This window comes from Pseudomonas sp. HMSC08G10 (assembly GCF_001808425.1).
In the GTDB taxonomy this organism is placed as follows: Bacteria; Pseudomonadota; Gammaproteobacteria; order Pseudomonadales; family Pseudomonadaceae; genus Aquipseudomonas; species Aquipseudomonas guariconensis.
Genome location: NZ_KV793308.1, coordinates 1 through 22,819, shown reverse-complemented (window position 1 = coordinate 22,819; position 22,819 = coordinate 1). Strand labels below are relative to the sequence as shown.

The 22,819-nt window shown below is 58.1% G+C and carries 34 protein-coding genes; 2 read left to right on the top strand and 32 right to left on the bottom strand.

Annotated elements, in window-relative coordinates; genetic code table 11:
- Positions 1-250: 250 nt before the first annotated feature.
- Positions 251-1,633: an aminotransferase-like domain-containing protein gene (locus HMPREF3173_RS13790; RefSeq protein WP_070573890.1), complete on the top strand. Its 1,383-nt coding sequence runs from the start codon at positions 251-253 to the stop codon at positions 1,631-1,633.
- A gap of 85 nt (positions 1,634-1,718) precedes the next feature.
- On the opposite strand, the gene HMPREF3173_RS13785 is transcribed toward HMPREF3173_RS13790, so the two are convergent.
- Positions 1,719-2,264, bottom strand: coding sequence for a single-stranded DNA-binding protein (locus HMPREF3173_RS13785; protein ID WP_043210277.1), 546 nt, complete (start codon positions 2,262-2,264; stop codon positions 1,719-1,721).
- Between the two features lie 9 nt (positions 2,265-2,273).
- Complete coding sequence (locus HMPREF3173_RS13780) at positions 2,274-3,668, bottom strand: MFS transporter (RefSeq protein WP_070573888.1); 1,395 nt, start codon at positions 3,666-3,668, stop codon at positions 2,274-2,276.
- 129 nt (positions 3,669-3,797) lie between these two features.
- On the opposite strand from HMPREF3173_RS13780, the gene uvrA reads away from it, so the two are divergent.
- Positions 3,798-6,632: an excinuclease ABC subunit UvrA gene (gene uvrA, locus HMPREF3173_RS13775; protein WP_070573886.1), complete on the top strand. Its 2,835-nt coding sequence runs from the start codon at positions 3,798-3,800 to the stop codon at positions 6,630-6,632.
- 74 nt (positions 6,633-6,706) lie between these two features.
- Here the strand turns inward: uvrA and bfr are convergent, their stop codons facing one another.
- From bfr to rpsJ, 30 genes are all read right to left on the bottom strand, one after another.
- Positions 6,707-7,171, bottom strand: a complete 465-nt coding sequence (gene bfr, locus HMPREF3173_RS13770; RefSeq protein WP_012316512.1) for a bacterioferritin — start codon at positions 7,169-7,171, stop codon at positions 6,707-6,709.
- 164 nt (positions 7,172-7,335) lie between these two features.
- Positions 7,336-8,775, bottom strand: coding sequence for a catalase (locus tag HMPREF3173_RS13765; RefSeq protein ID WP_070573884.1), 1,440 nt, complete (start codon positions 8,773-8,775; stop codon positions 7,336-7,338).
- Between the two features lie 170 nt (positions 8,776-8,945).
- Entirely contained in the window at positions 8,946-9,332 is a 387-nt protein-coding gene (rplQ, locus tag HMPREF3173_RS13760; protein WP_043210290.1) for a 50S ribosomal protein L17, read from the bottom strand.
- Positions 9,333-9,374: 42 nt separating this feature from the next.
- The gene (gene rpoA, locus HMPREF3173_RS13755; protein ID WP_003255452.1) at positions 9,375-10,376 is read right to left on the bottom strand and encodes a DNA-directed RNA polymerase subunit alpha; all 1,002 of its coding nucleotides are present in this window, start codon (positions 10,374-10,376) and stop codon (positions 9,375-9,377) included.
- A 22-nt stretch (positions 10,377-10,398) separates the two neighbouring features.
- Complete coding sequence (rpsD, locus tag HMPREF3173_RS13750; protein ID WP_043210292.1) at positions 10,399-11,019, bottom strand: 30S ribosomal protein S4; 621 nt, start codon at positions 11,017-11,019, stop codon at positions 10,399-10,401.
- A gap of 15 nt (positions 11,020-11,034) precedes the next feature.
- Complete coding sequence (rpsK, locus tag HMPREF3173_RS13745) at positions 11,035-11,424, bottom strand: 30S ribosomal protein S11 (RefSeq protein WP_003255454.1); 390 nt, start codon at positions 11,422-11,424, stop codon at positions 11,035-11,037.
- A gap of 18 nt (positions 11,425-11,442) precedes the next feature.
- Positions 11,443-11,799, bottom strand: coding sequence for a 30S ribosomal protein S13 (rpsM, locus tag HMPREF3173_RS13740; protein ID WP_003255457.1), 357 nt, complete (start codon positions 11,797-11,799; stop codon positions 11,443-11,445).
- Between the two features lie 131 nt (positions 11,800-11,930).
- Positions 11,931-12,047 carry a 50S ribosomal protein L36 gene (gene rpmJ, locus HMPREF3173_RS13735; RefSeq protein ID WP_011531897.1) on the bottom strand — a complete coding sequence of 39 codons (117 nt, stop codon included), beginning with the start codon at positions 12,045-12,047 and terminating at the stop codon, positions 11,931-11,933.
- A gap of 28 nt (positions 12,048-12,075) precedes the next feature.
- On the bottom strand, positions 12,076-13,407 hold the full coding sequence (gene secY / locus HMPREF3173_RS13730) for a preprotein translocase subunit SecY (RefSeq protein ID WP_043210294.1): 1,332 nt from the start codon (positions 13,405-13,407) through the stop codon (positions 12,076-12,078).
- The gene (gene rplO / locus HMPREF3173_RS13725; RefSeq protein WP_003257107.1) at positions 13,408-13,842 is read right to left on the bottom strand and encodes a 50S ribosomal protein L15; all 435 of its coding nucleotides are present in this window, start codon (positions 13,840-13,842) and stop codon (positions 13,408-13,410) included. It lies immediately after the preceding gene.
- Between the two features lie 3 nt (positions 13,843-13,845).
- Positions 13,846-14,022: a 50S ribosomal protein L30 gene (rpmD, locus tag HMPREF3173_RS13720; protein ID WP_009397493.1), complete on the bottom strand. Its 177-nt coding sequence runs from the start codon at positions 14,020-14,022 to the stop codon at positions 13,846-13,848.
- Between the two features lie 2 nt (positions 14,023-14,024).
- Complete coding sequence (gene rpsE, locus HMPREF3173_RS13715) at positions 14,025-14,525, bottom strand: 30S ribosomal protein S5 (protein WP_023382626.1); 501 nt, start codon at positions 14,523-14,525, stop codon at positions 14,025-14,027.
- Positions 14,526-14,528: 3 nt separating this feature from the next.
- Positions 14,529-14,879, bottom strand: coding sequence for a 50S ribosomal protein L18 (gene rplR, locus HMPREF3173_RS13710; protein ID WP_011531893.1), 351 nt, complete (start codon positions 14,877-14,879; stop codon positions 14,529-14,531).
- A gap of 10 nt (positions 14,880-14,889) precedes the next feature.
- A complete protein-coding gene (rplF, locus tag HMPREF3173_RS13705) occupies positions 14,890-15,423 on the bottom strand; it encodes a 50S ribosomal protein L6 (protein ID WP_043210302.1) in 534 nt (177 codons plus the stop codon).
- Positions 15,424-15,435: 12 nt separating this feature from the next.
- The gene (gene rpsH, locus HMPREF3173_RS13700) at positions 15,436-15,828 is read right to left on the bottom strand and encodes a 30S ribosomal protein S8 (protein WP_043210304.1); all 393 of its coding nucleotides are present in this window, start codon (positions 15,826-15,828) and stop codon (positions 15,436-15,438) included.
- A 210-nt stretch (positions 15,829-16,038) separates the two neighbouring features.
- A complete protein-coding gene (rpsN, locus tag HMPREF3173_RS13695; protein WP_013970638.1) occupies positions 16,039-16,344 on the bottom strand; it encodes a 30S ribosomal protein S14 in 306 nt (101 codons plus the stop codon).
- A gap of 13 nt (positions 16,345-16,357) precedes the next feature.
- Positions 16,358-16,897 carry a 50S ribosomal protein L5 gene (gene rplE, locus HMPREF3173_RS13690; protein ID WP_043210306.1) on the bottom strand — a complete coding sequence of 180 codons (540 nt, stop codon included), beginning with the start codon at positions 16,895-16,897 and terminating at the stop codon, positions 16,358-16,360.
- A gap of 20 nt (positions 16,898-16,917) precedes the next feature.
- A complete protein-coding gene (rplX, locus tag HMPREF3173_RS13685; protein WP_013970637.1) occupies positions 16,918-17,232 on the bottom strand; it encodes a 50S ribosomal protein L24 in 315 nt (104 codons plus the stop codon).
- 11 nt (positions 17,233-17,243) lie between these two features.
- On the bottom strand, positions 17,244-17,612 hold the full coding sequence (gene rplN, locus HMPREF3173_RS13680) for a 50S ribosomal protein L14 (RefSeq protein WP_008089810.1): 369 nt from the start codon (positions 17,610-17,612) through the stop codon (positions 17,244-17,246).
- Positions 17,613-17,635: 23 nt separating this feature from the next.
- A complete protein-coding gene (gene rpsQ, locus HMPREF3173_RS13675; RefSeq protein WP_070573882.1) occupies positions 17,636-17,902 on the bottom strand; it encodes a 30S ribosomal protein S17 in 267 nt (88 codons plus the stop codon).
- A gap of 2 nt (positions 17,903-17,904) precedes the next feature.
- The gene (gene rpmC / locus HMPREF3173_RS13670) at positions 17,905-18,096 is read right to left on the bottom strand and encodes a 50S ribosomal protein L29 (protein ID WP_002555481.1); all 192 of its coding nucleotides are present in this window, start codon (positions 18,094-18,096) and stop codon (positions 17,905-17,907) included.
- Positions 18,096-18,509: a 50S ribosomal protein L16 gene (gene rplP / locus HMPREF3173_RS13665; protein WP_009397508.1), complete on the bottom strand. Its 414-nt coding sequence runs from the start codon at positions 18,507-18,509 to the stop codon at positions 18,096-18,098. Before rplP ends, rpmC begins: the two co-directional genes overlap by 1 nt.
- A 12-nt stretch (positions 18,510-18,521) precedes the next feature.
- On the bottom strand, positions 18,522-19,208 hold the full coding sequence (gene rpsC / locus HMPREF3173_RS13660; protein WP_003255481.1) for a 30S ribosomal protein S3: 687 nt from the start codon (positions 19,206-19,208) through the stop codon (positions 18,522-18,524).
- A 13-nt stretch (positions 19,209-19,221) separates the two neighbouring features.
- A complete protein-coding gene (rplV, locus tag HMPREF3173_RS13655; protein ID WP_003103908.1) occupies positions 19,222-19,554 on the bottom strand; it encodes a 50S ribosomal protein L22 in 333 nt (110 codons plus the stop codon).
- A gap of 11 nt (positions 19,555-19,565) precedes the next feature.
- Complete coding sequence (gene rpsS, locus HMPREF3173_RS13650) at positions 19,566-19,841, bottom strand: 30S ribosomal protein S19 (RefSeq protein WP_010486981.1); 276 nt, start codon at positions 19,839-19,841, stop codon at positions 19,566-19,568.
- Between the two features lie 16 nt (positions 19,842-19,857).
- Positions 19,858-20,682, bottom strand: coding sequence for a 50S ribosomal protein L2 (rplB, locus tag HMPREF3173_RS13645; RefSeq protein WP_043210313.1), 825 nt, complete (start codon positions 20,680-20,682; stop codon positions 19,858-19,860).
- Between the two features lie 14 nt (positions 20,683-20,696).
- Positions 20,697-20,996 carry a 50S ribosomal protein L23 gene (rplW, locus tag HMPREF3173_RS13640; RefSeq protein WP_003255484.1) on the bottom strand — a complete coding sequence of 100 codons (300 nt, stop codon included), beginning with the start codon at positions 20,994-20,996 and terminating at the stop codon, positions 20,697-20,699.
- Positions 20,993-21,595, bottom strand: coding sequence for a 50S ribosomal protein L4 (gene rplD / locus HMPREF3173_RS13635; RefSeq protein ID WP_043210315.1), 603 nt, complete (start codon positions 21,593-21,595; stop codon positions 20,993-20,995). Before rplD ends, rplW begins: the two co-directional genes overlap by 4 nt.
- Before the next feature lie 12 nt (positions 21,596-21,607).
- The gene (rplC, locus tag HMPREF3173_RS13630) at positions 21,608-22,243 is read right to left on the bottom strand and encodes a 50S ribosomal protein L3 (protein WP_043210317.1); all 636 of its coding nucleotides are present in this window, start codon (positions 22,241-22,243) and stop codon (positions 21,608-21,610) included.
- Between the two features lie 81 nt (positions 22,244-22,324).
- Positions 22,325-22,636 carry a 30S ribosomal protein S10 gene (rpsJ, locus tag HMPREF3173_RS13625; RefSeq protein ID WP_003186070.1) on the bottom strand — a complete coding sequence of 104 codons (312 nt, stop codon included), beginning with the start codon at positions 22,634-22,636 and terminating at the stop codon, positions 22,325-22,327.
- Positions 22,637-22,819: the final 183 nt, after the last annotated feature.

Below are 22,819 nucleotides of genomic sequence, written 5' to 3'. Positions count from 1 at the left end.
CAGGTCAGGTGCTTGTCACGTCAAGATTGCATCGATCCAATGATGGTAATCATGAAAATATCATCGATTCAATTACTTTATTTTCTTGACCTTGATAATGCGCACAACCATCTGATTTATAAGTAATTATTATCTGTACGGGTGAAATAACGTGACTTTATGTAATGGACTTTGGGAGTAATTCACCTTGATTACACCCTTATTGCATTCATGCTAGGCTTGCCCGCTCACCCTATACTGGTGCCATTTCATGTGGGTTCCTCATTACAGCGCCCTGACGCAACCGGTTTACCTGATGATCGCCGATGCCCTTGAACAGGACATTGCCAGCGGGAAGCTGGTAGCCGGCGACCGATTGCCGACACTCAAGGACTTGGCCGAGCGCCTGAGCGTGACGCCCGGCACCATTGGCCGAGCTTATGATGAGGCGGCCAAGCGGGGTCTGGTGATCGGCGAAGTAGGACGCGGCACCTTTGTACGCCCCTCAAAAGTCCCTGCTGCCCCGGCAACTCGCAGCACGGGCATCAGCAATGAAAACGGCCAGATCGATTTGTCGATCATCAAGCCAAACGACGCCCACATGACACAGTGGTTGCGCGGCTCGCTCCACGAGCTGGCCGACTCCGCCGACCTGATCCAGGCACTCGATTACGTCACCGACGGTGGTCATGCCGTCCACAAGGAAGCGGGCGCGGCCTGGATCAGACGCTGGCTGCCGGATGCCAGCTGGCAGCAGGTGGTCTTGACCTCCGGCGCCCAGCACGGCCTACTGGTCGCCCTCAGCAGCCTGTCGAAAACCGACGATGTGATTCTGTGCGAATCCTTCTGCTACCCCGGCATCATTTCCTTGGCCCACAGCCTAGGCCGACGCCTTCAGGGCGTGGCCGTGGATGAGCACGGCCTGATTCCTGAGGCGCTGCGCGCCGCCTGCCTCGAGCATCGCCCTACCCTGCTGGTTTGTGTAACTACACACCAGAACCCGACCAACTCGATCATGCCCCACGCCCGGCGTGAGGCCATCGCCGCTATTGCCCGCGAGTTCGACCTGGTCATCATCGATGACGACATCTACGGATTCCTGGCGCCGACGTCCAGCTACAAGCCCCTGGCCGCCTATGCACCGGAGCGTTCCATTTACCTGACCAGCCTGTCCAAGAGCGTGTTGCCGGCGCTGCGCATCGGTTATCTGTATGCACCGCCACACATGTTGTCGCGCTTGTCCTCGATGGTGCGCAGCAGCGTCTGGATGCCCTCGCCCTTGATGGCCCAGCTCGCCAGCAACTTGATCAACAGCGGCAGGGCGGACCAACTGTTAAGAACCCAGCAGGAGGAAGCCGCCGCACGCCAGCAGATGGCCAAGAGCATTCTCGGCAAGTACTCGATCCGCAGCCAACCCCACAGTTTCCATCTCTGGCTCGAACTCCCAGCCCCTTGGACCAGCGATGAATTCGCCCACCTGGCACGTAGCAACGGCGTAACTGTCGTCAGCGGTAGCCAGTTCCTGCCTCAACGCAGCGACGCGCCCAACGGCGTGCGCATTGCGCTAATGGCCCCCACCCGGGACGAGCTCGCCTTTGCGCTGACCAAACTGGCCAGCTTGCTGGCCTCACCAGAGCCACGATTGTTCTATTGACTTCCGTTTTAGAGCGCGCATGAAAAAGCCGCAGCCAGTTGCCTGGCTGCGGCTTTTTTTCGAGTACTGAGCGGGCAGCGATCCGTTAGAACGGAATATCGTCGTCGAAGCTGTCGAAGTCAGCGGCCGGTTGCGGAGCTGGCTGCTGTGGCGCAGGACGCTGTGGAGCCTGCTGTGGACGCGGAGCCTGCTGGCGTGGCGCCTGGTTGTACTGCTGCTGGCCACCACCTTGGTTGTAGTTGCCACCACCTTGGTTGTACGGGTCGCCGCCCTGTTGCTGGTTCTGCGGACGACCGCCCAGCAGCTGCATGGTGCCTTGCATGTCGACGATGATTTCGGTGGTGTAGCGCTTGATGCCGTCTTTTTCCCACTCGCGGGTCTGCAGCTTGCCCTCGATGTACACCTGGGAACCTTTGCGCAGGTATTCGCCAGCGATTTCGGCGACTTTGCCGAACATGGCAACACGGTGCCACTCGGTGCGCTCGACTTTCTGGCCGGACTGCTTGTCGGTCCACTGCTCGCTGGTGGCCAGGCTCAGGTTGGTCACGGCGTTACCGTTGGGCAGGTAGCGGACTTCGGGATCCTGACCGCAAGTGCCGACCAGAATGACTTTGTTAACCCCACGGGCCATAACGTTCTCCTAGGCTTCGCACGCCGAAGACGCTGGGTTCACCAGACGCTCAAGGGTCGCACGGTCCAAAATTTTCGTATCCAGTTTGATATAGACGGCGGCTTCTTCCGCCACCACTACGGCGTCGGTCACACCCGGCACAGCCAGCAGGCGTTCGGTCAGCCCGGCTTCCCGGACACCTTCAGGCGACAGCGGCATGCGCAGGCTGGTTACATACGGCGGCTCGTTCATGCTCAATGCCGTGGCCAACCAGATGGCGCACAGCCCTGCGCAACCGAGGAACACCATGCCCAGACCACCGTGCTGGAACAACCAGCCACCGATGATTCCTCCCAGTGCGGCACCCAGGAACTGACTGGTGGAATATACCCCCATGGCCGTCCCTTTGCCGCCTGCGGGCGACACTTTGCTCACCAGCGAAGGCAGCGATGCCTCCAGCAGGTTGAATGCCGTAAAGAATACCACGGTGCCGATCACCAGTCCGCGCAAGTTGTCAGCCCACTGCCAGAAGAACACCTCGACCATCAGCAGCACACTGACCGCGCCGAGCAACACCCGTTTCATCTTGCGCTTCTTCTCGCCATAGATGATGAAGGGGATCATTGCAAAAAATGAAATGAGCAACGCGGTCAGGTACACCCACCAATGCTGCTCTTTCGGCAGGCCGCCACGCTCGACGAAGGCCAAGGGCAGCGCGACGAAGCTGGCCATGAGGATGGCGTGGAGGATGAAGATGCTCACATCCAGGCGCAGAAGGTCCGGATGACGCAGCGTCGGGCCGAGCGCCTTGCGGGCCACGCCCGACTCTCGGTGCTGCAGGGCACTGTGTGCGCTAGGCACGACGAAGGCGATGAGCACGATACCCACCAGGGCAAGTCCTGCCGTGGCAAGGAACAATCCTGACAGGCCGAAGGCACGAGTCAGCAACGGGCCAACGACCATGGCAACCGCGAACGACAGGCCGATGCTCATGCCGATCATGGCCATTGCTTTGGTGCGGTGCTGTTCACGGGTCAGGTCGGACAACAGCGCCATGACGGCGGCCGAAATCGCCCCGGCACCTTGCAGGATGCGACCGGCGATCACGCCCCAGATGGAGTCCGCCTGGGCCGCCAGCAAACTGCCGAGAGCGAACACCACCAACCCGAGGTAAATGACCGGACGGCGGCCGATGCGGTCGGAAATCATCCCGAACGGGATCTGCAAGACAGCCTGAGTCAGGCCATAGGCCCCGATGGCCAGGCCAATCAGCGCCGGTGTGGCACCGGCCAGGTCCATGCCGTAGGTCGCCAGCACCGGCAGGACCATGAACATGCCCAGCATACGAAAGGCAAAGACCAGGGCCAGGCCGCCAGCAGCGCGGGTTTCGCTGCCACTCATGCGCTCGTTGTGCGTGTCGTGCATGGAATAACCTCGTGTGAACCGGCGGCGATTCTATCAGTCCGACAGCGTAACGGCATCTACGCGACGCTTTGCCGCGTACTGGCAGCGCGCCTTATACTCCCTTGTTTATGCCCGCCGAGCGAGGCCGCAGTGGACAAGATCCTGATTCGTGGGGCACGTACCCACAACCTGAAGAACATCGACCTGACCCTGCCCCGGGACAAGCTGATCGTGATCACCGGCTTGTCCGGCTCCGGCAAGTCGTCCCTGGCGTTCGATACCCTCTACGCCGAGGGCCAGCGGCGCTATGTAGAATCCCTGTCGGCCTATGCCCGGCAGTTCCTGTCGATGATGGAAAAACCTGACGTCGATACCATCGAAGGCCTGTCGCCGGCCATCTCCATCGAACAGAAGTCGACCTCCCACAACCCACGCTCCACTGTCGGCACCATCACCGAGATCTACGATTACCTGCGCCTGCTCTATGCCCGCGTCGGCACGCCACGCTGTCCGGACCACGACATTCCGCTGGAGGCGCAAACGATCAGCCAGATGGTCGACTTGGTGCTCGAGCGCCCGGAAGGTACCAAGCTGATGCTGCTGGCGCCGGTGGTGCGCGAACGCAAGGGCGAACATCTGGCGGTGTTCGACGAACTGCGCGCCCAGGGGTTCGTGCGCGCCCGGGTCAACGGCAAGCTCTACGAGCTGGACGAGCTGCCCAAGCTAGATAAACAGAAAAAGCACAGCATCGATGTGGTGGTGGACCGTTTCAAGGTCCGTGAAGACTTGCAGCAGCGCCTGGCCGAGTCGTTCGAGACCGCCTTGAAGCTGGCCGACGGCATTGCCCTTGTGGCGCCGATGGATGACGAGACCGGCGAAGAGATGATCTTCTCGGCGCGCTTCGCCTGCCCGGTGTGCGGACATGCCATCAGCGAGCTCGAGCCGAAGCTGTTCTCCTTCAACAACCCGGCCGGCGCCTGCCCGACCTGCGACGGCCTGGGGGTCAAGCAGTTCTTCGACACCAAGCGCCTGGTCAACAATGAACTGACCCTGGCCGAGGGCGCCATTCGTGGCTGGGATCGGCGCAACGTCTATTACTTCCAGATGCTCGGCTCCCTGGCGGCGCACTACGGTTTCAGTCTCGAACTGCCATTCGGTGAGCTGTCGGCCGAGCACCAGAAAGTCATTCTGCACGGCAGCGGCAAGCAAAGCGTCGACTTCAAGTACCTCAACGACCGTGGCGACATCGTCAAGCGCTCGCACCCGTTCGAGGGCATCGTGCCCAACCTGGAGCGGCGTTATCGCGAGACCGAATCAGCCACCGTGCGCGAAGAGTTGGCCAAGTACCTGGGCACCCAACCCTGCCCGGATTGCCGCGGCACCCGCCTGCGTCGTGAAGCGCGTCACGTGTGGGTGGGCGAGAAGACCTTGCCGGCCGTCACCAATCTACCGATCGGCGAAGCCAGCGACTACTTCAGCGACCTGACCCTGACAGGCCGACGCGGCGAAATCGCGGCGAAGATCCTCAAGGAGATCTGCGAGCGACTGCAGTTCCTGGTCAACGTCGGCCTCGACTACCTCACCCTGGACCGCAGCGCCGAGACCCTCTCCGGCGGCGAAGCCCAGCGCATCCGCCTGGCCAGCCAGATCGGCGCTGGCCTGGTGGGGGTGATGTACATTCTCGACGAACCCTCCATTGGCCTGCACCAGCGCGACAACGACCGCTTGCTGGCGACCCTCAATCACCTGCGGGACCTTGGCAATACCGTGATTGTGGTGGAGCACGACGAGGACGCGATCCGTCTGGCCGACTATGTAGTGGACATCGGCCCTGGCGCGGGTGTGCACGGAGGGAAGATCGTCGCGGAAGGCTCGCCTGAGGAAGTCATGGCTCACCCCGACTCGCTCACAGGCAAATACCTGTCCGGGCGCAAGAAAATTGTCGTGCCGGCCAAGCGCACCCCCCGCGACAAGAAACTTGCCCTCAAGCTCAAAGGCGCCCGCGGGAACAACCTGCAGAACGTTGATCTCGAAGTGCCGATCGGCCTGCTGACCTGCGTCACCGGGGTTTCCGGCTCGGGCAAATCGACACTGATCAACAATACCCTGTTCCCACTGGCGGCCACGGCGCTCAATGGCACCAGCAGCCTGGAAGCGGCTGCTCATACCAGCCTCGACGGCCTGCAACACCTGGACAAGGTGGTCGATATCGACCAGAGCCCCATCGGCCGCACGCCGCGCTCCAACCCGGCGACCTACACCGGTATCTTCACCCCGATCCGCGAGCTGTTCGCCGGCGTGCCGGAGTCCCGCGCCCGCGGCTATGGCCCAGGGCGCTTCTCGTTCAACGTCAAGGGTGGTCGCTGCGAAGCCTGCCAGGGCGATGGTCTGATCAAGGTGGAAATGCACTTCCTGCCGGACATCTATGTGCCGTGCGATGTGTGCAAGAGCAAGCGCTACAACCGCGAGACGCTGGAGATCAAGTACAAGGGCAAGAACATCCACGAGGTCTTGGAAATGACCATCGAGGACGCCCGCGAATTCTTCGACGCGGTCCCCGCCCTGGCGCGCAAGCTGCAAACGCTGATGGATGTCGGGCTTTCCTACATCAAGCTCGGGCAATCGGCTACAACGCTATCCGGCGGCGAAGCGCAGCGGGTCAAGCTGTCCCGAGAGCTGTCCAAGCGCGACACCGGCAAGACGCTCTACATCCTCGACGAGCCGACCACGGGCCTGCACTTCGCTGACATCCAGCAACTGCTCGATGTGCTGCACCGCTTGCGCGATCACGGCAACACCGTAGTGGTGATCGAGCACAACCTGGATGTGATCAAGACCGCCGACTGGCTTGTGGACCTTGGACCGGAGGGAGGCTCGAAGGGCGGGCAAATCATCGCCTGCGGTACGCCTGAAGAACTGGCCGAGATGAAACAGTCCTATACCGGCCACTACCTCAAGCCGCTGCTGGAGCGTGACCGAGTGTGATGAAAAAAGCCCCTGGCATGTTGATGCCAGGGGCTTTTGCTTGGCGCCACCTCCTCGCGGAAGGCGTGGGGCATTTACATCTGCGACTGCAGGTAGTTCTCCAGGCCGATCGCTTTGATCAGGCCTTGCTGTTTCTCCAGCCAATAGGTGTGATCTTCTTCAGTATCGGCCAGTTGCGCACGCAGAATGTCGCGACTGATGTAGTCCTTGTGCAGCTCGCACAATTCGATGCCTTTGCACAGTGCGGCACGCACCTTGTACTCGAGCTTCAAATCGGCCTCGATCATCTCCGGCACGGTGCTGCCGACCTCCAGATCGTCGGCGCGCATGTCGGGCGTACCTTCGAGCATGAGGATCCGACGCATCAGAGCATCGGCGTGCTGCGTCTCCTCTTCCATCTCGTGGTTGATTCGCTCGTAGAGCTTGGACAGGCCCCAATCTTCATACATGCGAGAGTGGATGAAGTATTGATCGCGTGCTGCCAGTTCGCCCTTCAGCAACGTGACGAGGTAGTTGATTACGTCCGGGTGACCTTGCATCGCCCTGCTTCTCCCTGTGAAAACGGCTTATGGCTCATAGTTTGAACCAGGATTTGTCTATGGTCACGGACAAAGGCGCAATTAGAAGCAAAAAATCGGTTAAACAGTAGTGATATTCATTGAAAAACCGCCCAAATGAGGGCGGTTCTTCTTATCACTTCGACTTAGGCGAGATTGACGCCCAGAGCCTTTGCAACGCCCTCGCCATAGGCAGGATCCGCCTTGAAGAAGTACTGCAACTGACGTTGCACTACATCATCGCTAACCCCCGCCATCGCCCCAGCGATATTGCTGATGAGCAGAGCCTTTTGCTCGTCACTCATCAAGCGGAACAGAGCACCGGCGTGACTGTAGTAGTCCGTGTCTTCACGGTGATCATAGCGGTCAGCGGCGCCTTGCAGGGCCAGTGCCGGCTCGGCGTGACGAGACGACTGTTTGGGCGCATCACTGTAGCTGTTGGGCTCGTAGTTCGGCGCACTGCCATAGTAACCGACGGCCATCGCGCCATCGCGCTGGTAGCTGTGCACAGGGCAACGCGGCGCATTGACTGGCAGCTGCTGATGGTTGGTGCCAACGCGATAGCGGTGGGCATCGGCATAGGCGAACACGCGCCCTTGCAGCATCCGATCCGGCGAGAGGCCCACACCTGGAACCATGTTGCTCGGGCCAAAGGCGGCCTGCTCGACTTCAGCGAAATAGTTGAGCGGGTTACGGTTGAGCTCCAACACACCAACTTCGATCAGCGGGTATTCCTTCTGCGACCAAGTCTTGGTCACATCAAAGGGGTTTTCCTCCCGAGCTGCTGCCTCTGCCTCGCTCATCACTTGGATGCATACAGTCCAGCGCGGGTAATCACCACGCTCGATAGCCTCGAACAGGTCACGCTGAGCGTAGTCTGGGTCTGTACCTGCCAGACGGGCGGCCTCGACAGGCGACAGGTTCTTGATGCCTTGCTGGGTCTTGAAGTGCCATTTGACCCAGGTGCGCTCGCCCTTGGCGTTGATCAGGCTGTAGGTATGACTGCCAAAGCCGTGCATGTGGCGGTAGCCATCCGGAATGCCTCGATCAGAGAACAGAATGGTGACCTGGTGCAGCGCCTCCGGCGAATGAGACCAGAAGTCCCACATCATTTGGGCATTCTTCAAATTGGACTGCGGGTGCCGCTTTTGGGTATGGATGAAGTCCGGGAATTTCAGCGGATCGCGAATGAAGAATACAGGTGTGTTGTTGCCAACGATGTCCCAATTGCCTTCCTCGGTATAGAACTTCACTGCAAAGCCACGCGGATCACGCTCAGTGTCCGCAGAGCCGCGCTCTCCGCCTACGGTGGAGAAACGCAGGAAGGTCTCTGTTTCCTTGCCGATACGCTCGAACAGCTTGGCGCTGGTGTATTGGGTGATATCGCGAGTGACAGTGAAGGTACCGTATGCGCCAGAGCCCTTGGCGTGTACACGGCGTTCCGGGATGTTCTCCCGGTTGAAGTGGGCGAGTTTCTCGATCAGATGGAAATCATCGAGCAACAGCGGGCCGCGCGGCCCGGCCGAACGGGAATTCTGGTTGTCTGCTACTGGGGCACCGCTGGCGGTGGTGAGAATCTTGCTCATGGGCTCTCCTTATCAGTTTTTAGCTGCCGCTGATCGGCGTGCTGACAAGTATGGGCAACCCTGGTTACAAGAACTAATTCATTGATTGATTCACATCAATAGAAATTGATAATCCGTGCAAGCACAAAAAACCGGGCACTAGGCCCGGTTTCTTGTAGCAGACTGACGTCTTACTCGGCGGCTTCTACAGCACCACCGACCGGACGATCAACCAGCTCGACGTACGCCATAGGCGCGTTGTCGCCAGCGCGGAAACCGCACTTCAGGATACGCAGGTAGCCGCCCTGACGGGTGGCGTAGCGCTTGCCCAGATCATTGAACAGCTTGCCAACGGCAGCTTTCGAACGGGTACGGTCGAAAGCCAGACGGCGGTTGGCGACGCTGTCTTCCTTGGCCAGGGTGATCAGCGGCTCGGCAACGCGGCGCAGTTCCTTGGCTTTCGGCAGGGTGGTTTTGATCAGCTCGTGCTCGATCAGCGACACTGCCATGTTCTGGAACATAGCCTTGCGGTGAGAGCTGGTACGGCTCAGGTGACGTCCACTTTTACGATGACGCATGATTCATTCCTTACCAAACACTACGTTCGGTGATTACGACGATCAGGCGGTCGCCTTGTCGTCTTTCTTAAGACTTGCAGGCGGCCAGTTGTCGAGGCGCATGCCGAGAGACAGACCACGAGAGGCCAGGACGTCCTTGATTTCAGTCAGGGACTTCTTGCCCAGGTTAGGAGTCTTCAACAGCTCTACTTCGGTACGCTGAATCAGGTCGCCGATGTAGTAGATGTTCTCCGCCTTGAGGCAGTTGGCCGAACGTACGGTCAGTTCCAGATCGTCAACCGGACGCAGCAGGATCGGATCGATCTCGTCTTCCTGCTCGACTACAACAGGCTCGCTGTCACCTTTGAGGTCGACGAACGCGGCCAGCTGCTGTTGCAGGATGGTCGCGGCGCGACGGATAGCCTCTTCAGGGTCCAGGGTGCCGTTGGTTTCCAGATCGATGACCAGCTTGTCCAGGTTGGTACGCTGCTCAACACGGGCGTTCTCGACCACATAGGCGATACGACGCACCGGGCTGAACGAAGCGTCCAACTGCAGACGGCCGATGCTGCGGCTTTCGTCTTCGTCGGTTTGACGGGAGTCGGCCGGCTCGTAACCGCGACCACGAGCTACGGTGAGCTTCATGTTCAGGGCGCCGTTGGACGCCAGGTTCGCGATTACGTGATCGGGATTGACGATCTCGACATCGTGATCCAGCTGAATATCGGCAGCGGTAACCACCCCCGAACCCTTTTTCGACAAGGTCAGCGTAACTTCGTCACGACCGTGCAGCTTGATAGCCAGGCCTTTGAGGTTCAACAGGATTTCAATGACATCTTCCTGTACACCTTCGATCGCGGAGTACTCGTGGAGTACGCCATCGATCTCGGCCTCGACTACTGCACAGCCAGGCATGGAGGACAACAGGATGCGGCGCAGCGCGTTGCCCAGGGTATGGCCGAAACCACGCTCGAGAGGCTCGAGCGTGATCTTGGCGCGGGTCGGACTGACAACCTGCACATCAATGTGGCGGGGTGTCAGGAACTCATTTACCGAAATCTGCATGGATGCACCTATTTTCTAGCCCTTACTTGGAGTAGAGCTCGACAATCAGGTTTTCGTTGATGTCGGCGGACAGGTCGCTGCGAGCAGGAACGTTCTTGAAAACGCCCGACTTCTTAGCAGCATCCACGTCAACCCACTCAACGCGGCCACGCTGGGCGCACAGTTCAAGGGCTTGAACAATGCGCAGCTGGTTCTGCGACTTCTCGCGAACCGCGACCACGTCACCCGGACGAACTTGGTAGGATGGAATGTTTACGGTCTTGCCGTTGACGCTGATTGCCTTGTGCGAAACCAGCTGACGCGATTCCGAACGAGTGGAACCGAAGCCCATACGGTAGACAACGTTGTCCAGACGGCACTCGAGCAGTTGCAGCAGGTTTTCACCGGTAGCGCCTTTTTTCGAGGCAGCAGTCTGGTAGTAACCGCGGAACTGACGCTCCAGTACACCGTAGATACGACGAACTTTTTGCTTCTCGCGCAGCTGGGTACCGTAGTCGGACTGACGGCCACGGCGCTGACCGTGGATACCTGGGGCTGCTTCGATGTTGCACTTCGATTCCAGAGCGCGAACGCCGCTCTTCAGGAACAGGTCGGTGCCTTCACGACGAGACAGTTTGCATTTTGGACCAATGTAACGTGCCATTTATCTGTCTCCTGATTACACGCGACGCTTCTTCGGCGGACGGCACCCGTTGTGCGGGATTGGCGTCACGTCGGTGATGCTGGCGATCTTGTAGCCGCAGCTGTTCAGTGCACGAACGGCGGACTCACGACCTGGACCTGGACCCTTGACGTTGACGTCGAGGTTCTTCAGGCCATATTCCAGCGCAGCTTGACCAGCACGCTCAGCAGCGATCTGGGCTGCGAACGGGGTGGATTTGCGCGAACCACGGAAACCCGAACCACCGGAAGTAGCCCAGGACAGTGCGTTGCCCTGGCGGTCGGTGATGGTCACGATGGTGTTGTTGAAAGACGCATGGATGTGGGCGATGCCATCAACCACTGTCTTTTTGACTTTCTTACGAGGACGAGCAGCAGGTTTTGCCATGTCTATATTCCTGGGCGATTACTTGCGGATCGGCTTACGCGGGCCCTTACGGGTGCGTGCGTTGGTCTTGGTGCGCTGACCGCGAACCGGCAGACCTTTACGATGACGCAGGCCGCGGTAGCAACCCAGGTCCATCAAGCGCTTGATCTTCATGTTGATGTCACGGCGCAGGTCACCTTCGGTGGTGAACTTCGCGACTTCGCCACGCAGGGTTTCGATTTGCTCGTCGCTCAGATCCTTGATCTTAGCGGCTGGATTTACACCAGCGTCTGCACAGATCTTCTGTGCAGTTGTGCGACCGACACCATAGATGTAGGTCAGCGAGATAACAGTGTGCTTGTTATCTGGAATGTTGACGCCTGCAATACGGGCCATTCAGTGGGACTCCAATTGACAGCTACCTACGCCCCGGAAGCCAAGAAATAGGGCGCGAGATAATATCGCTGTAGAAACGAATAATCAACCCAGCAGCACACTAGCTGCTGGGTTTGAAGCGCGGATCACACTCAGCCTTGGCGCTGCTTGTGACGCGGTTCCGCGCTGCAGATCACGCGCACGATACCTTCGCGACGAATGATCTTGCAGTTGCGGCACAGCTTTTTCACCGATGCACGAACTTTCATTACCGACTCCTCGAACCTTAGGGGACTATCAGCGCAGCAGGCCGCTGCCACCGTAGCCTTTCAGGTTGGCTTTCTTCATCAGGGATTCGTACTGGTGCGAAACGAGGTGCGATTGTACTTGGGACATGAAGTCCATCACAACCACTACCACAATCAGCAACGAGGTCCCGCCAAGGTAGAACGGCACGTTTGCTGCCACCACCAGGAACTGGGGCAGAAGGCAGACGGCCATCATGTAAAGAGCACCGAACATGGTCAAACGAGTCAGAACGCCATCGATATAGCGCGCCGACTGCTCACCAGGACGGATACCCGGAATAAAGGCACCGGACTTCTTCAGGTTTTCCGCTACGTCTTTCGGATTGAACATCAATGCTGTGTAGAAGAAGCAGAAGAAAATGATCCCTGCACTAAACAGCAGAATGTTCAACGGCTGACCAGGAGCGATCGACTGCGAGATGTCTTGCAGCCAGCCCATACCTTCGGACTGACCGAACCAGGCACCCAGCGAAGCCGGGAACAGCAAAATGCTGCTGGCGAAAATAGCCGGGATGACCCCCGCCATGTTCACCTTGAGCGGCAAGTGGCTAGTCTGTGCAGCAAAGACCTTACGGCCCTGCTGACGCTTGGCGTAGTGAACGGCAATACGACGCTGACCACGCTCAATGAACACCACGAAGCCGATAATCGCTACTGCCAGCAAACCGATAGCGACCAGGGCGAAAATGTTGATATCGCCTGTACGCGCAGACTCGAAAGACTGCCCGATTGCTCTCGGAAGACCGGCAACGATACCCGCGAAGATCAACATCGAGATACCGTTGCCCACACCGCGCTCGGTGATCTGCTCGCCCAGCCACATCATGAACATCGCGCCGGCCACGAAGGTGGCAACGGCGACAACATAGAAGCTCAGGCCTGCAGAAAACGCCACGCCCTGGTTGGCCAAGCCGATGGACATGCCAATGGCTTGAACCAGTGCCAGGATAACGGTGCCGTAGCGGGTGTACTGGCTGATCTTGCGACGGCCAGCTTCACCTTCCTTCTTCAACTGCTCCAGTTGTGGGCTGACCGCGGTCATGAGCTGCATGATGATCGATGCCGAAATGTACGGCATGATCCCCAGTGCAAAGATGCTCATGCGCTCCAGCGCACCACCGGAAAACATGTTGAACAAGCTAAGAATGGTCCCCTCATTCTGCCGAAACAGATCCGCCAGACGGTCCGGATTGATGCCAGGCACCGGGATATGCGCGCCAATTCGATAGACGATGATCGCCATGAACAGAAAGCGCAGACGAGCCCAGAGTTCCGACATCCCGCCCTTACCGAGCGAAGAGAGAGCACCTTGCTTAGCCATTTATTCCTCGAACTTGCCGCCAGCTGCTTCGATAGCCGCACGCGCACCCTTGGTGGCTGCGATACCCTTGATGGTGACTGCGCGAGTGACTTCGCCCGACAGCATGATTTTCACACGCTGTACGTTCTGGCCGATCACGTTGGCATCCTTCAGGGATTGCACGGAGATCACGTCGCCTTCCACCTTGGCCAGCTCGGACAGACGCACTTCAGCGCGATCCATAGCTTTCAGGGAAACGAAGCCGAACTTCGGCAGACGACGGTGCAGCGGCTGTTGACCGCCTTCGAAGCCCGGAGCGATCGAACCACCGGAACGGGAGGTTTGACCTTTGTGGCCGCGGCCACCGGTCTTGCCCAAACCGCTACCGATACCACGACCCGGACGATGCTTCTCGCGACGGGAACCCGGCGCTGGACTCAGATCATTGAGTTTCATCGATTAACCCTCGACGCGCAGCATGTAGTAAGCCTTGTTGATCATCCCGCGGTTTTCGGGAGTGTCTTGGACTTCTACAGTGTGACCGATGCGACGCAGACCCAGACCCTTAACGCACAGTTTGTGGTTAGGCAGGCGGCCGGCGGTGCTTTTGATCAGCGTTACTTTTACGGTTGCCATGATCAGATGATCTCCTCAACGCTCTTGCCGCGCTTGGCAGCAATGGACTCAGGAGATTGCATGGCTTTCAGACCCTTGAAGGTGGCGTAAACCACGTTCACTGGGTTGGTCGAACCGTAGCACTTGGCCAGAACGTTCTGGACACCAGCAACTTCCAGGACAGCACGCATTGCGCCGCCGGCGATGATACCGGTACCTTCCGAGGCAGGCTGCATGTAAACCTTCGAGGCGCCGTGGGCGGCCTTGGTGGCGTACTGCAGGGTAGTGCCCTTCAGGTCAACCTGGATCATGTTGCGACGGGCAGCTTCCATGGCTTTCTGAATCGCAGCAGGTACTTCGCGCGACTTGCCACGGCCGAAGCCGACACGGCCCTTGCCATCACCTACCACGGTCAGCGCGGTGAAGGTGAAGATACGGCCGCCTTTGACGGTTTTTGCAACGCGGTTAACTTGAACCAGCTTCTCGATGTAGCCTTCGTCGCGCTTTTGGTCGTTATTTGCCATAACTTAGAACTCCAGCCCGCCTTCACGAGCAGCATCAGCCAGCGCCTTGACGCGGCCGTGGTACTTGAAGCCAGAACGGTCGAAAGCAACTTGAGAGACGCCGGCGGCTTTCGCGCGCTCAGCTACCAGCTTGCCAACCTTAGTGGCCGCGTCGATGTTGCCGGTGGCGCCATCACGCAGTTCTTTGTCCAAGGTAGAGGCGCTTGCCAGAACCTTGCTGCCGTCGGCCGAAATGACCTGGGCGTAGATGTGCTGCGAGGAGCGGAACACGCAGAGACGCACGGCTTCGAGCTCGTGCATTTTCAGGCGTGCTTTGCGAGCGCGACGCAGTCGAGTAACTTTTTTGTCGGTCATTTGCTAGGCCCTACTTCTTCTTGGCTTCTTTACGACGGACTACTTCGTCCGCGTAACGCACACCCTTGCCTTTGTAAGGCTCTGGCGGACGGAAGTCGCGGATTTCAGCGGCCACCTGACCAACCAGCTGCTTGTCGATACCCTTGATCAGGATGTCGGTCTGGCTGGGAGTTTCAGCGGTGATGCCGGCTGGCAGTTCGTAGTCCACTGGGTGCGAGAAGCCCAGAGCCAGGTTCAGGACGGAGCCCTTGGCCTGTGCTTTGTAACCAACACCGATCAGCTGGAGCTTACGCTCGAAGCCTTGGCTTACGCCCTGAACCATGTTGTTGACCAGAGCACGGGTGGTACCGGCCATGGCGCGGGCTTGCTGGTCACCGTTGCGAGCGGCGAAACGCAGCTCACCAGACTCTTCGGTAACTTCAACAGACGAGTGAACGTTCAGTTCGAGAGTGCCTTTGGCACCCTTAACCGAAAGCTGTTGGCCGGCGAATTTGACTTCGACGCCAGCTGGCAGCTTAACGGGGTTCTTAGCGACGCGAGACATGCCTATCTCCCCTTAGAACACTGTGCACAGAACTTCGCCGCCGACACCGGCAGCGCGCGCAGCGCGATCAGTCATCACACCTTTGTTGGTGGAGACGATAGACACGCCCAGGCCGCCACGTACTTTCGGCAGGTCTGCGACGGACTTGTACTGGCGCAGGCCTGGACGGCTGGAGCGCTTCAGTTCCTCGATGACCGGACGGCCTTCGAAGTACTTCAGTTCGATCGACAGGGAAGGCTTGGCCTCACCAGTTACCTGGTAGCCAGCGATGTAACCTTCGTCCTTCAGAACTTTGGCAACCGCGACCTTCAGGGTGGAGGAAGGCATGCTTACGACGGACTTTTCAGCCATCTGGGCATTACGGATGCGAGTTAGCATGTCCGCTAACGGGTCCTGCATACTCATGGGCTAGATGCTCCTGATACAAGAATTATTAGCCTTGCGGCTATCACAACCACCCGAGCGGGCAGGGTAAAAAAACCCAGGCTCAGGTGAGCCGGTCATTCTAGACACAAGGCAGAAACGAAACAAGCCCCATGAAGGGGCTTGTTCGTTGGCGAAGTTACCGACGGTCGGAAGATCGCTCCTCTTCCGCCGGTTCTACACCTGCAGCGATTACCAGGAGGCCTTGACCAGACCCGGTACGTCGCCACGCATTGCAGCTTGACGCAGCATGTTACGGCCCAGGCCGAACTTACGGTATACACCGTGAGGACGACCGGTCAGGCGGCAACGGTTACGCAGGCGCGAGGCGCTAGCGTCGCGTGGCTGCTTCTGCAGAGCGACTACGGCAGCGAAACGCTCTTCAGGAGAGGCGTTCAGGTTGACGATGGTCGCTTTCAGCTCAGCACGCTTCTTAGCGTACTTGGCTACCGTGAGCTGACGCTTCAGCTCGCGGTTCTTCATGCTCTTCTTGGCCATTTTCCTACTCCAATCAGTTGCGGAACGGGAATTTGAAAGCACGCAGCAGAGCGCGACCTTCGTCATCCGTACGAGCAGTGGTGGTCAGGGTGATGTCCAGACCGCGCAGAGCATCGATCTTGTCGTAGTCGATTTCCGGGAAGATGATCTGCTCTTTCACGCCCATGCTGTAGTTGCCACGACCGTCGAAGGACTTGGCATTCAGGCCGCGGAAGTCGCGAACCCGAGGCAGGGAGATCGCCAGCAGGCGGTCCAGGAATTCGTACATACGATCACGGCGCAGGGTTACCTTGACGCCAATCGGCCAACCTTCACGAACCTTGAAGCCCGCAATCGACTTGCGAGCGAAAGTCACAACGGCTTTTTGGCCGGTGATCTTTTCCAGGTCGGCAACGGCGTTCTCGATGACTTTCTTGTCACCGACCGCTTCGCCCAGACCCATGTTCAGGGTGATCTTGGTTACGCGAGGAACTTCCATCACGTTCGCCAGCTTAAGTTCTTCCTTAAGCTTGGGAGCGATTTCGTTCCGGTAAATCTCTTTCAGTCGTGCCATTGTCTTCTACCTAGCAGTGTTCAAGCATCAACCGCTTTCTGGGTCGACTTGAAGACACGAATTTTCTTGCCGTCTTCAACCTTGAAGCCAACGCGGTCAGCCTTGTTGGTTTCACCATTGAAAATGGCAACGTTGGAAGCGTGCAGAGGCGCTTCTTTCTCGACGATACCGCCCTGGACGCCCGCCATCGGGTTAGGCTTGGTATGACGCTTGACCAGGTTGACACCACCAACAACCAGACGGTTGTCAGCGAGAACCTTCAGCACCTTACCGCGCTTACCTTTGTCCTTGCCGGCGATCACGATGATCTCGTCGTCACGACGAATCTTTTGCATGTCGGATCTCCTTAGAGCACTTCAGGGGCGAGCGAGACGATCTTCATGAACTTCTCGGTACGAAGTTCACGGGTCACTGGCCCGAAGATGCGAGTGCCGATCGGCTCTTGCTTGGTGTTCAGCAGAACAGCAGCGTTGCCGTCGAAACGAATGATGGAACCGTCAGCGCGACGCACACCATGACGGGTACGAACGACAACGGCAGTCATCACCTGGCCTTTTTTGACCTTACCGCGAGGAATTGCTTCCTTGACGGTAACTTTGATGATGTCACCGATACCGGCGTAACGGCGGTGGGAACCGCCGAGCACCTTGATGCACATGACGCGACGAGCGCCGCTGTTATCGGCCACATCGAGCATGGATTGAGTCTGAATCATAAAATTTCTCCGACCCTTCGCCCTTAGACTTCAACAGCGCGTTCGATGACTTCAACCAGTGCCCAGGACTTGGTCTTGGCCAGCGGACGGGTTTCACGAATGGAAACCTTGTCGCCGATCTTGCACTGGTTAGTCGCGTCGTGCGCGTGCAGCTTAGTCGAACGCTTAACGTATTTACCGTAGATCGGGTGCTTGACGCGACGCTCGATCAGAACGGTGATGGTCTTGTCCATTTTGTCGCTGACGACACGGCCAGTCAGCGTACGGACGGTTTTTTCAGCTTCAGCCATGATCACTTACCTGCCTGCTGGTTGAGCACAGTTTTCACGCGAGCGATGTCACGCTTAACTTGCGAGAGCAGGTGCGACTGCCCCAACTGGCCAGTTGCCTTCTGCATACGCAGATTGAACTGGTCGCGCAGCAAGCCGAGCAGTTGCTCATTCAGTTGCTGTGCCGATTTTTCACGAAGTTCATTCGCTTTCATCACATCACCGTCCGCTTAACAAAGGAGGTGGCGAGTGGCAGCTTTGCAGCAGCCAGGGCGAAGGCCTCGCGCGCCAGCTCTTCAGAAACACCCTCGATCTCGTACAGGACTTTGCCTGGCTGAATCTGGGCAACCCAGTATTCCACGGAGCCCTTACCTTTACCCATACGAACCTCGAGAGGCTTCTTGGTAACCGGCTTGTCCGGGAAGACGCGGATCCAGATCTTGCCGCCACGTTTTACGTGACGGGTCAGGGCACGACGTGCCGACTCGATCTGACGGGCGGTGAGACGACCGCGAGCAACAGCCTTCAGGGCGAATTCGCCGAAGCTGACCTTGCTACCGCGCAGTGCCAGACCACGGTTGTGGCCGGTCATCTGCTTACGGAATTTTGTACGCTTTGGTTGCAACATTTGGCGTACCCCTTACTTAGCAGCTTTTTTACGAGGCGCTGGTGCTTGAGGCTTCAGCTCTTCCTGGCGACCACCAATAACTTCGCCTTTGAAGATCCAAACCTTCACACCGATCACACCGTAAGTGGTGTGAGCTTCGTAGGTGTTGTAGTCGATATCGGCACGCAGGGTGTGCAGAGGCACACGACCTTCGCGATACCACTCAGTACGAGCGATCTCGGCACCGCCGAGACGACCGCTAACCTGGATCTTGATGCCCTTGGCACCAATACGCATGGCGTTCTGAACGGCGCGCTTCATGGCGCGACGGAACATTACGCGGCGCTCCAGCTGCTGAGCTACGCTCTGGGCAACCAGCATTGCGTCGAGTTCCGGCTTGCGGATCTCTTCGATGTTGATGTGCACAGGCACACCCATCTGCTTGGTCAGGTCCTGACGCAGCTTCTCAACGTCCTCACCCTTCTTGCCGATAACGATACCGGGACGAGCGGTGTGGATGGTGATGCGTGCAGTTTGGGCCGGACGATGAATATCGATACGGCTTACGGACGCGCTTTTTAGTTTGTCCTGGAGGTACTCACGCGTTTTCAGATCCTTCAACAGGTAATCTGCGTAAGTAGCGCCGTCTGCATACCAGACGGAGGTGTGCTCCTTGACGATTCCCAGGCGAATGCCAGTGGGATGTACTTTCTGACCCATCTGATCGACTCCGTTACTTGTCCGCAACCTTGACAGTGATATGGCAAGACCGCTTGACGATGCGATCAGCGCGGCCTTTGGCACGCGGCATGATGCGCTTCAGCGAACGCCCTTCGTTGACGAAGACGGTGGAGACCTTCAGGTCATCAACGTCTGCGCCTTCGTTGTGTTCGGCGTTGGCTACGGCCGACTCGAGGACTTTCTTCATGATTTCAGCGGCTTTTTTGCTGCTGAAGGCCAACAGGTTGAGCGCTTCGCCCACCTTCTTCCCGCGGATCTGGTCGGCGACCAAGCGGGCTTTCTGGGCGGAGATTCGAGCGCCCGACAACTTAGCGGCTACTTCCATTTCCTTACCCCTTAACGCTTGGCTTTCTTGTCAGCCACGTGCCCGCGATAGGTGCGGGTACCGGCGAACTCGCCCAGTTTGTGGCCGACCATGTCTTCGTTCACGAGAACTGGGACATGCTGGCGACCGTTATGTACCGCGATGGTCAGACCGACCATTTGTGGCAGGATCATCGAACGGCGCGACCAGGTTTTAACTGGTTTGCGATCGTTCTTCTCCACCGCCACTTCGATCTTCTTCAGAAGGTGAAGATCGATAAAAGGACCTTTTTTCAGAGAACGTGGCACTGTCGTATCCCTCTAGTTACTTGCGACGACGGACGATCATATTGTCGGTACGCTTATTACCACGGGTCTTCGCACCCTTGGTCGGGAAGCCCCATGGCGATACCGGATGACGACCACCGGAGGTACGACCTTCACCACCACCATGTGGGTGGTCAACCGGGTTCATGGCAACACCACGAACGGTTGGGCGAACGCCGCGCCAGCGTTTGGCACCAGCTTTACCCAGCGAACGCAGGCTGTGCTCGGAGTTCGAGACTTCGCCCAGGGTCGCACGGCACTCAGCCAGTACTTTACGCATTTCACCAGAGCGCAGACGCAGGGTCACGTAAGCGCCTTCGCGAGCGATCAGCTGAGCCGAAGCACCAGCGGAACGAGCGATCTGAGCACCTTTGCCCGGCTTCAGTTCGATGCCGTGAATGGTGCTACCTACTGGGATGTTGCGCAGTTGCAGGGAGTTACCGGCCTTGATTGGGGCCAGAGCGCCTGCGATCAGCTGGTCGCCAGCAACAACGCCTTTAGGGGCGATGATGTAGCGACGCTCGCCGTCTGCGTAGCACAGCAGGGCGATGTGAGCAGTACGGTTCGGGTCGTATTCGATACGCTCGACGGTGGCTGGGATGCCATCTTTGTCGTTGCGACGGAAGTCAACCAGACGGTAATGCTGCTTATGACCACCACCAACGTGACGAGTGGTGATGCGGCCATTGTTGTTACGACCACCAGACTTCGATTTCTTCTCGATCAGCGGTGCGTGAGGAGCGCCTTTGTGCAGCTCCTTGTTGACCACCTTGACCACGAAACGGCGGCCAGGGGAAGTCGGTTTGCATTTAACGATTGCCATGATGCACCCCTTCCTTACTCAGCACTGCTGCTGAAATCGAGATCTTGGCCTGGCTGAAGGGAGACGATCGCCTTCTTCCAGTCATTACGCTTGCCCAGACCACGTGCGGTACGCTTGGTTTTACCCAGAACGTTAACAGTCGACACGTTTTCAACTTTTACGTTGAACAGGCCTTCGACAGCTTTCTTGATTTCCAGCTTGGTTGCGTCAGTAGCAACCTTGAATACGAACTGGCCTTTCTTCTCAGCCAGAACGGTAGCCTTCTCGGAAACGTGCGGGCCAAGGAGGACTTTAAATACGCGTTCCTGGTTCATCCCAGCAGCTCCTCGAATTTCTTCACGGCCGAGACAGTGATCAACACTTTCTCGTATGCGATCAGACTGACCGGATCGGAACCTTGAACGTCACGTACGTCGACGTGCGGCAGGTTACGAGCAGCCAGGTACAGGTTCTGATCAACAGCGTCGGAAACGATCAGTACGTCGTTCAGACCCATGCCGTTCAGCTTGTTCAGCAGGTCTTTGGTCTTCGGAGCTTCAACAGCGAAGTCCTGAACTACGACCAGACGCTCGCTACGTACCAGCTCGGAGAGGATGGAGCGCAGAGCTGCGCGATACATCTTCTTGTTGAGCTTCTGCGAGTGGTCCTGCGGACGAGCTGCGAAGGTGACACCACCGCCGCGCCAGATTGGGCCGCGAGTGGTACCGGCACGAGCGCGGCCGGTGCCTTTCTGACGCCACGGGCGCTTGCCGCCACCAGCTACGTCGGAACGGGTCTTCTGCTGCTTGGTGCCCTGACGGCCGCCGGCCATGTAGGCCACGACTGCTTGGTGTACCAGCGTCTCGTTGAATTCGCCACCGAAAGTCAGTTCGGAAACTTCGATCGCCTGAGCGTCATTTACATTAAGTTGCATGTCAGTTTCCCCTTAACCGCGAGCCTTGACAGCTGGACGCACAACCACGTCGCCGCCAGTAGCGCCTGGAACGGCACCCTTGACCAGCAGCAGGTTGCGTTCTGCGTCTACGCGTACTACTTCCAGGGACTGAACAGTCACGCGCTCGGCGCCCATGTGACCGGACATCTTCTTGCCCTTGAATACACGACCAGGAGTCTGGCACTGGCCGATGGAGCCAGGGACACGGTGCGATACAGAGTTACCGTGGGTGTTGTCTTGACCACGGAAGTTCCAACGCTTGATGGTACCGGCGAAGCCTTTACCTTTGGACTGACCGGTTACGTCTACCAGCTGGCCTGCAGTGAAGAGTTCAGCTTTGATCAGATCGCCAGCCTGGAAATCGCCTTCTTCAAGACGGAACTCCCAGACACCGCGACCAGCGGCAACGTTAGCCTTGGCGAAGTGACCTGCCTGAGCGGCAGTCACGCGCGAAGCACGACGCTCACCAACAGTGACTTGCACTGCACGGTAGCCATCGGTTTCTTCAGTTTTGAACTGGGTGACGCGATTCGGCTCGATCTCGATGACCGTGACCGGAATGGAGACACCTTCTTCGGTGAAAATGCGGGTCATACCGCACTTGCGACCGACTACACCAATAGTCATGTTGTAAACCTCATGAGTGTACGGGGCTTTCACCCGCTATGGCCGCCCATTTCAGAGCGTTACACGACTCAGACCGAAGTCTTAGCCGAGGCTGATCTGTACTTCCACGCCTGCCGCAAGGTCAAGCTTCATCAGCGCGTCAACGGTTTTATCCGTTGGCTGGACGATGTCCAGAACACGCTTATGAGTGCGGATCTCGTACTGGTCACGCGCGTCTTTGTTGACGTGCGGGGAAACCAGAACGGTGAAACGCTCTTTGCGGGTTGGCAGTGGAATTGGACCACGCACTTGTGCACCAGTACGTTTCGCGGTTTCCACGATTTCCTGGGTGGATTGGTCGATCAGGCGATGGTCAAAAGCCTTCAACCTGATACGGATTTGCTGATTTTGCATTGGATTTCAGACTCCAGGCTGTTCCCATCGGGCGCACTACGCCCGTTAAAAGGAGGCGTGATTCTATAGACGCCCCTATTTAGTGTCAACCCAATAAAAAAAGCCCCCGCTGAGCGGGGGCTTTTTCAATCGACCGAGTGATTACTCGATGATTTTTGCTACGACGCCGGCGCCGACGGTACG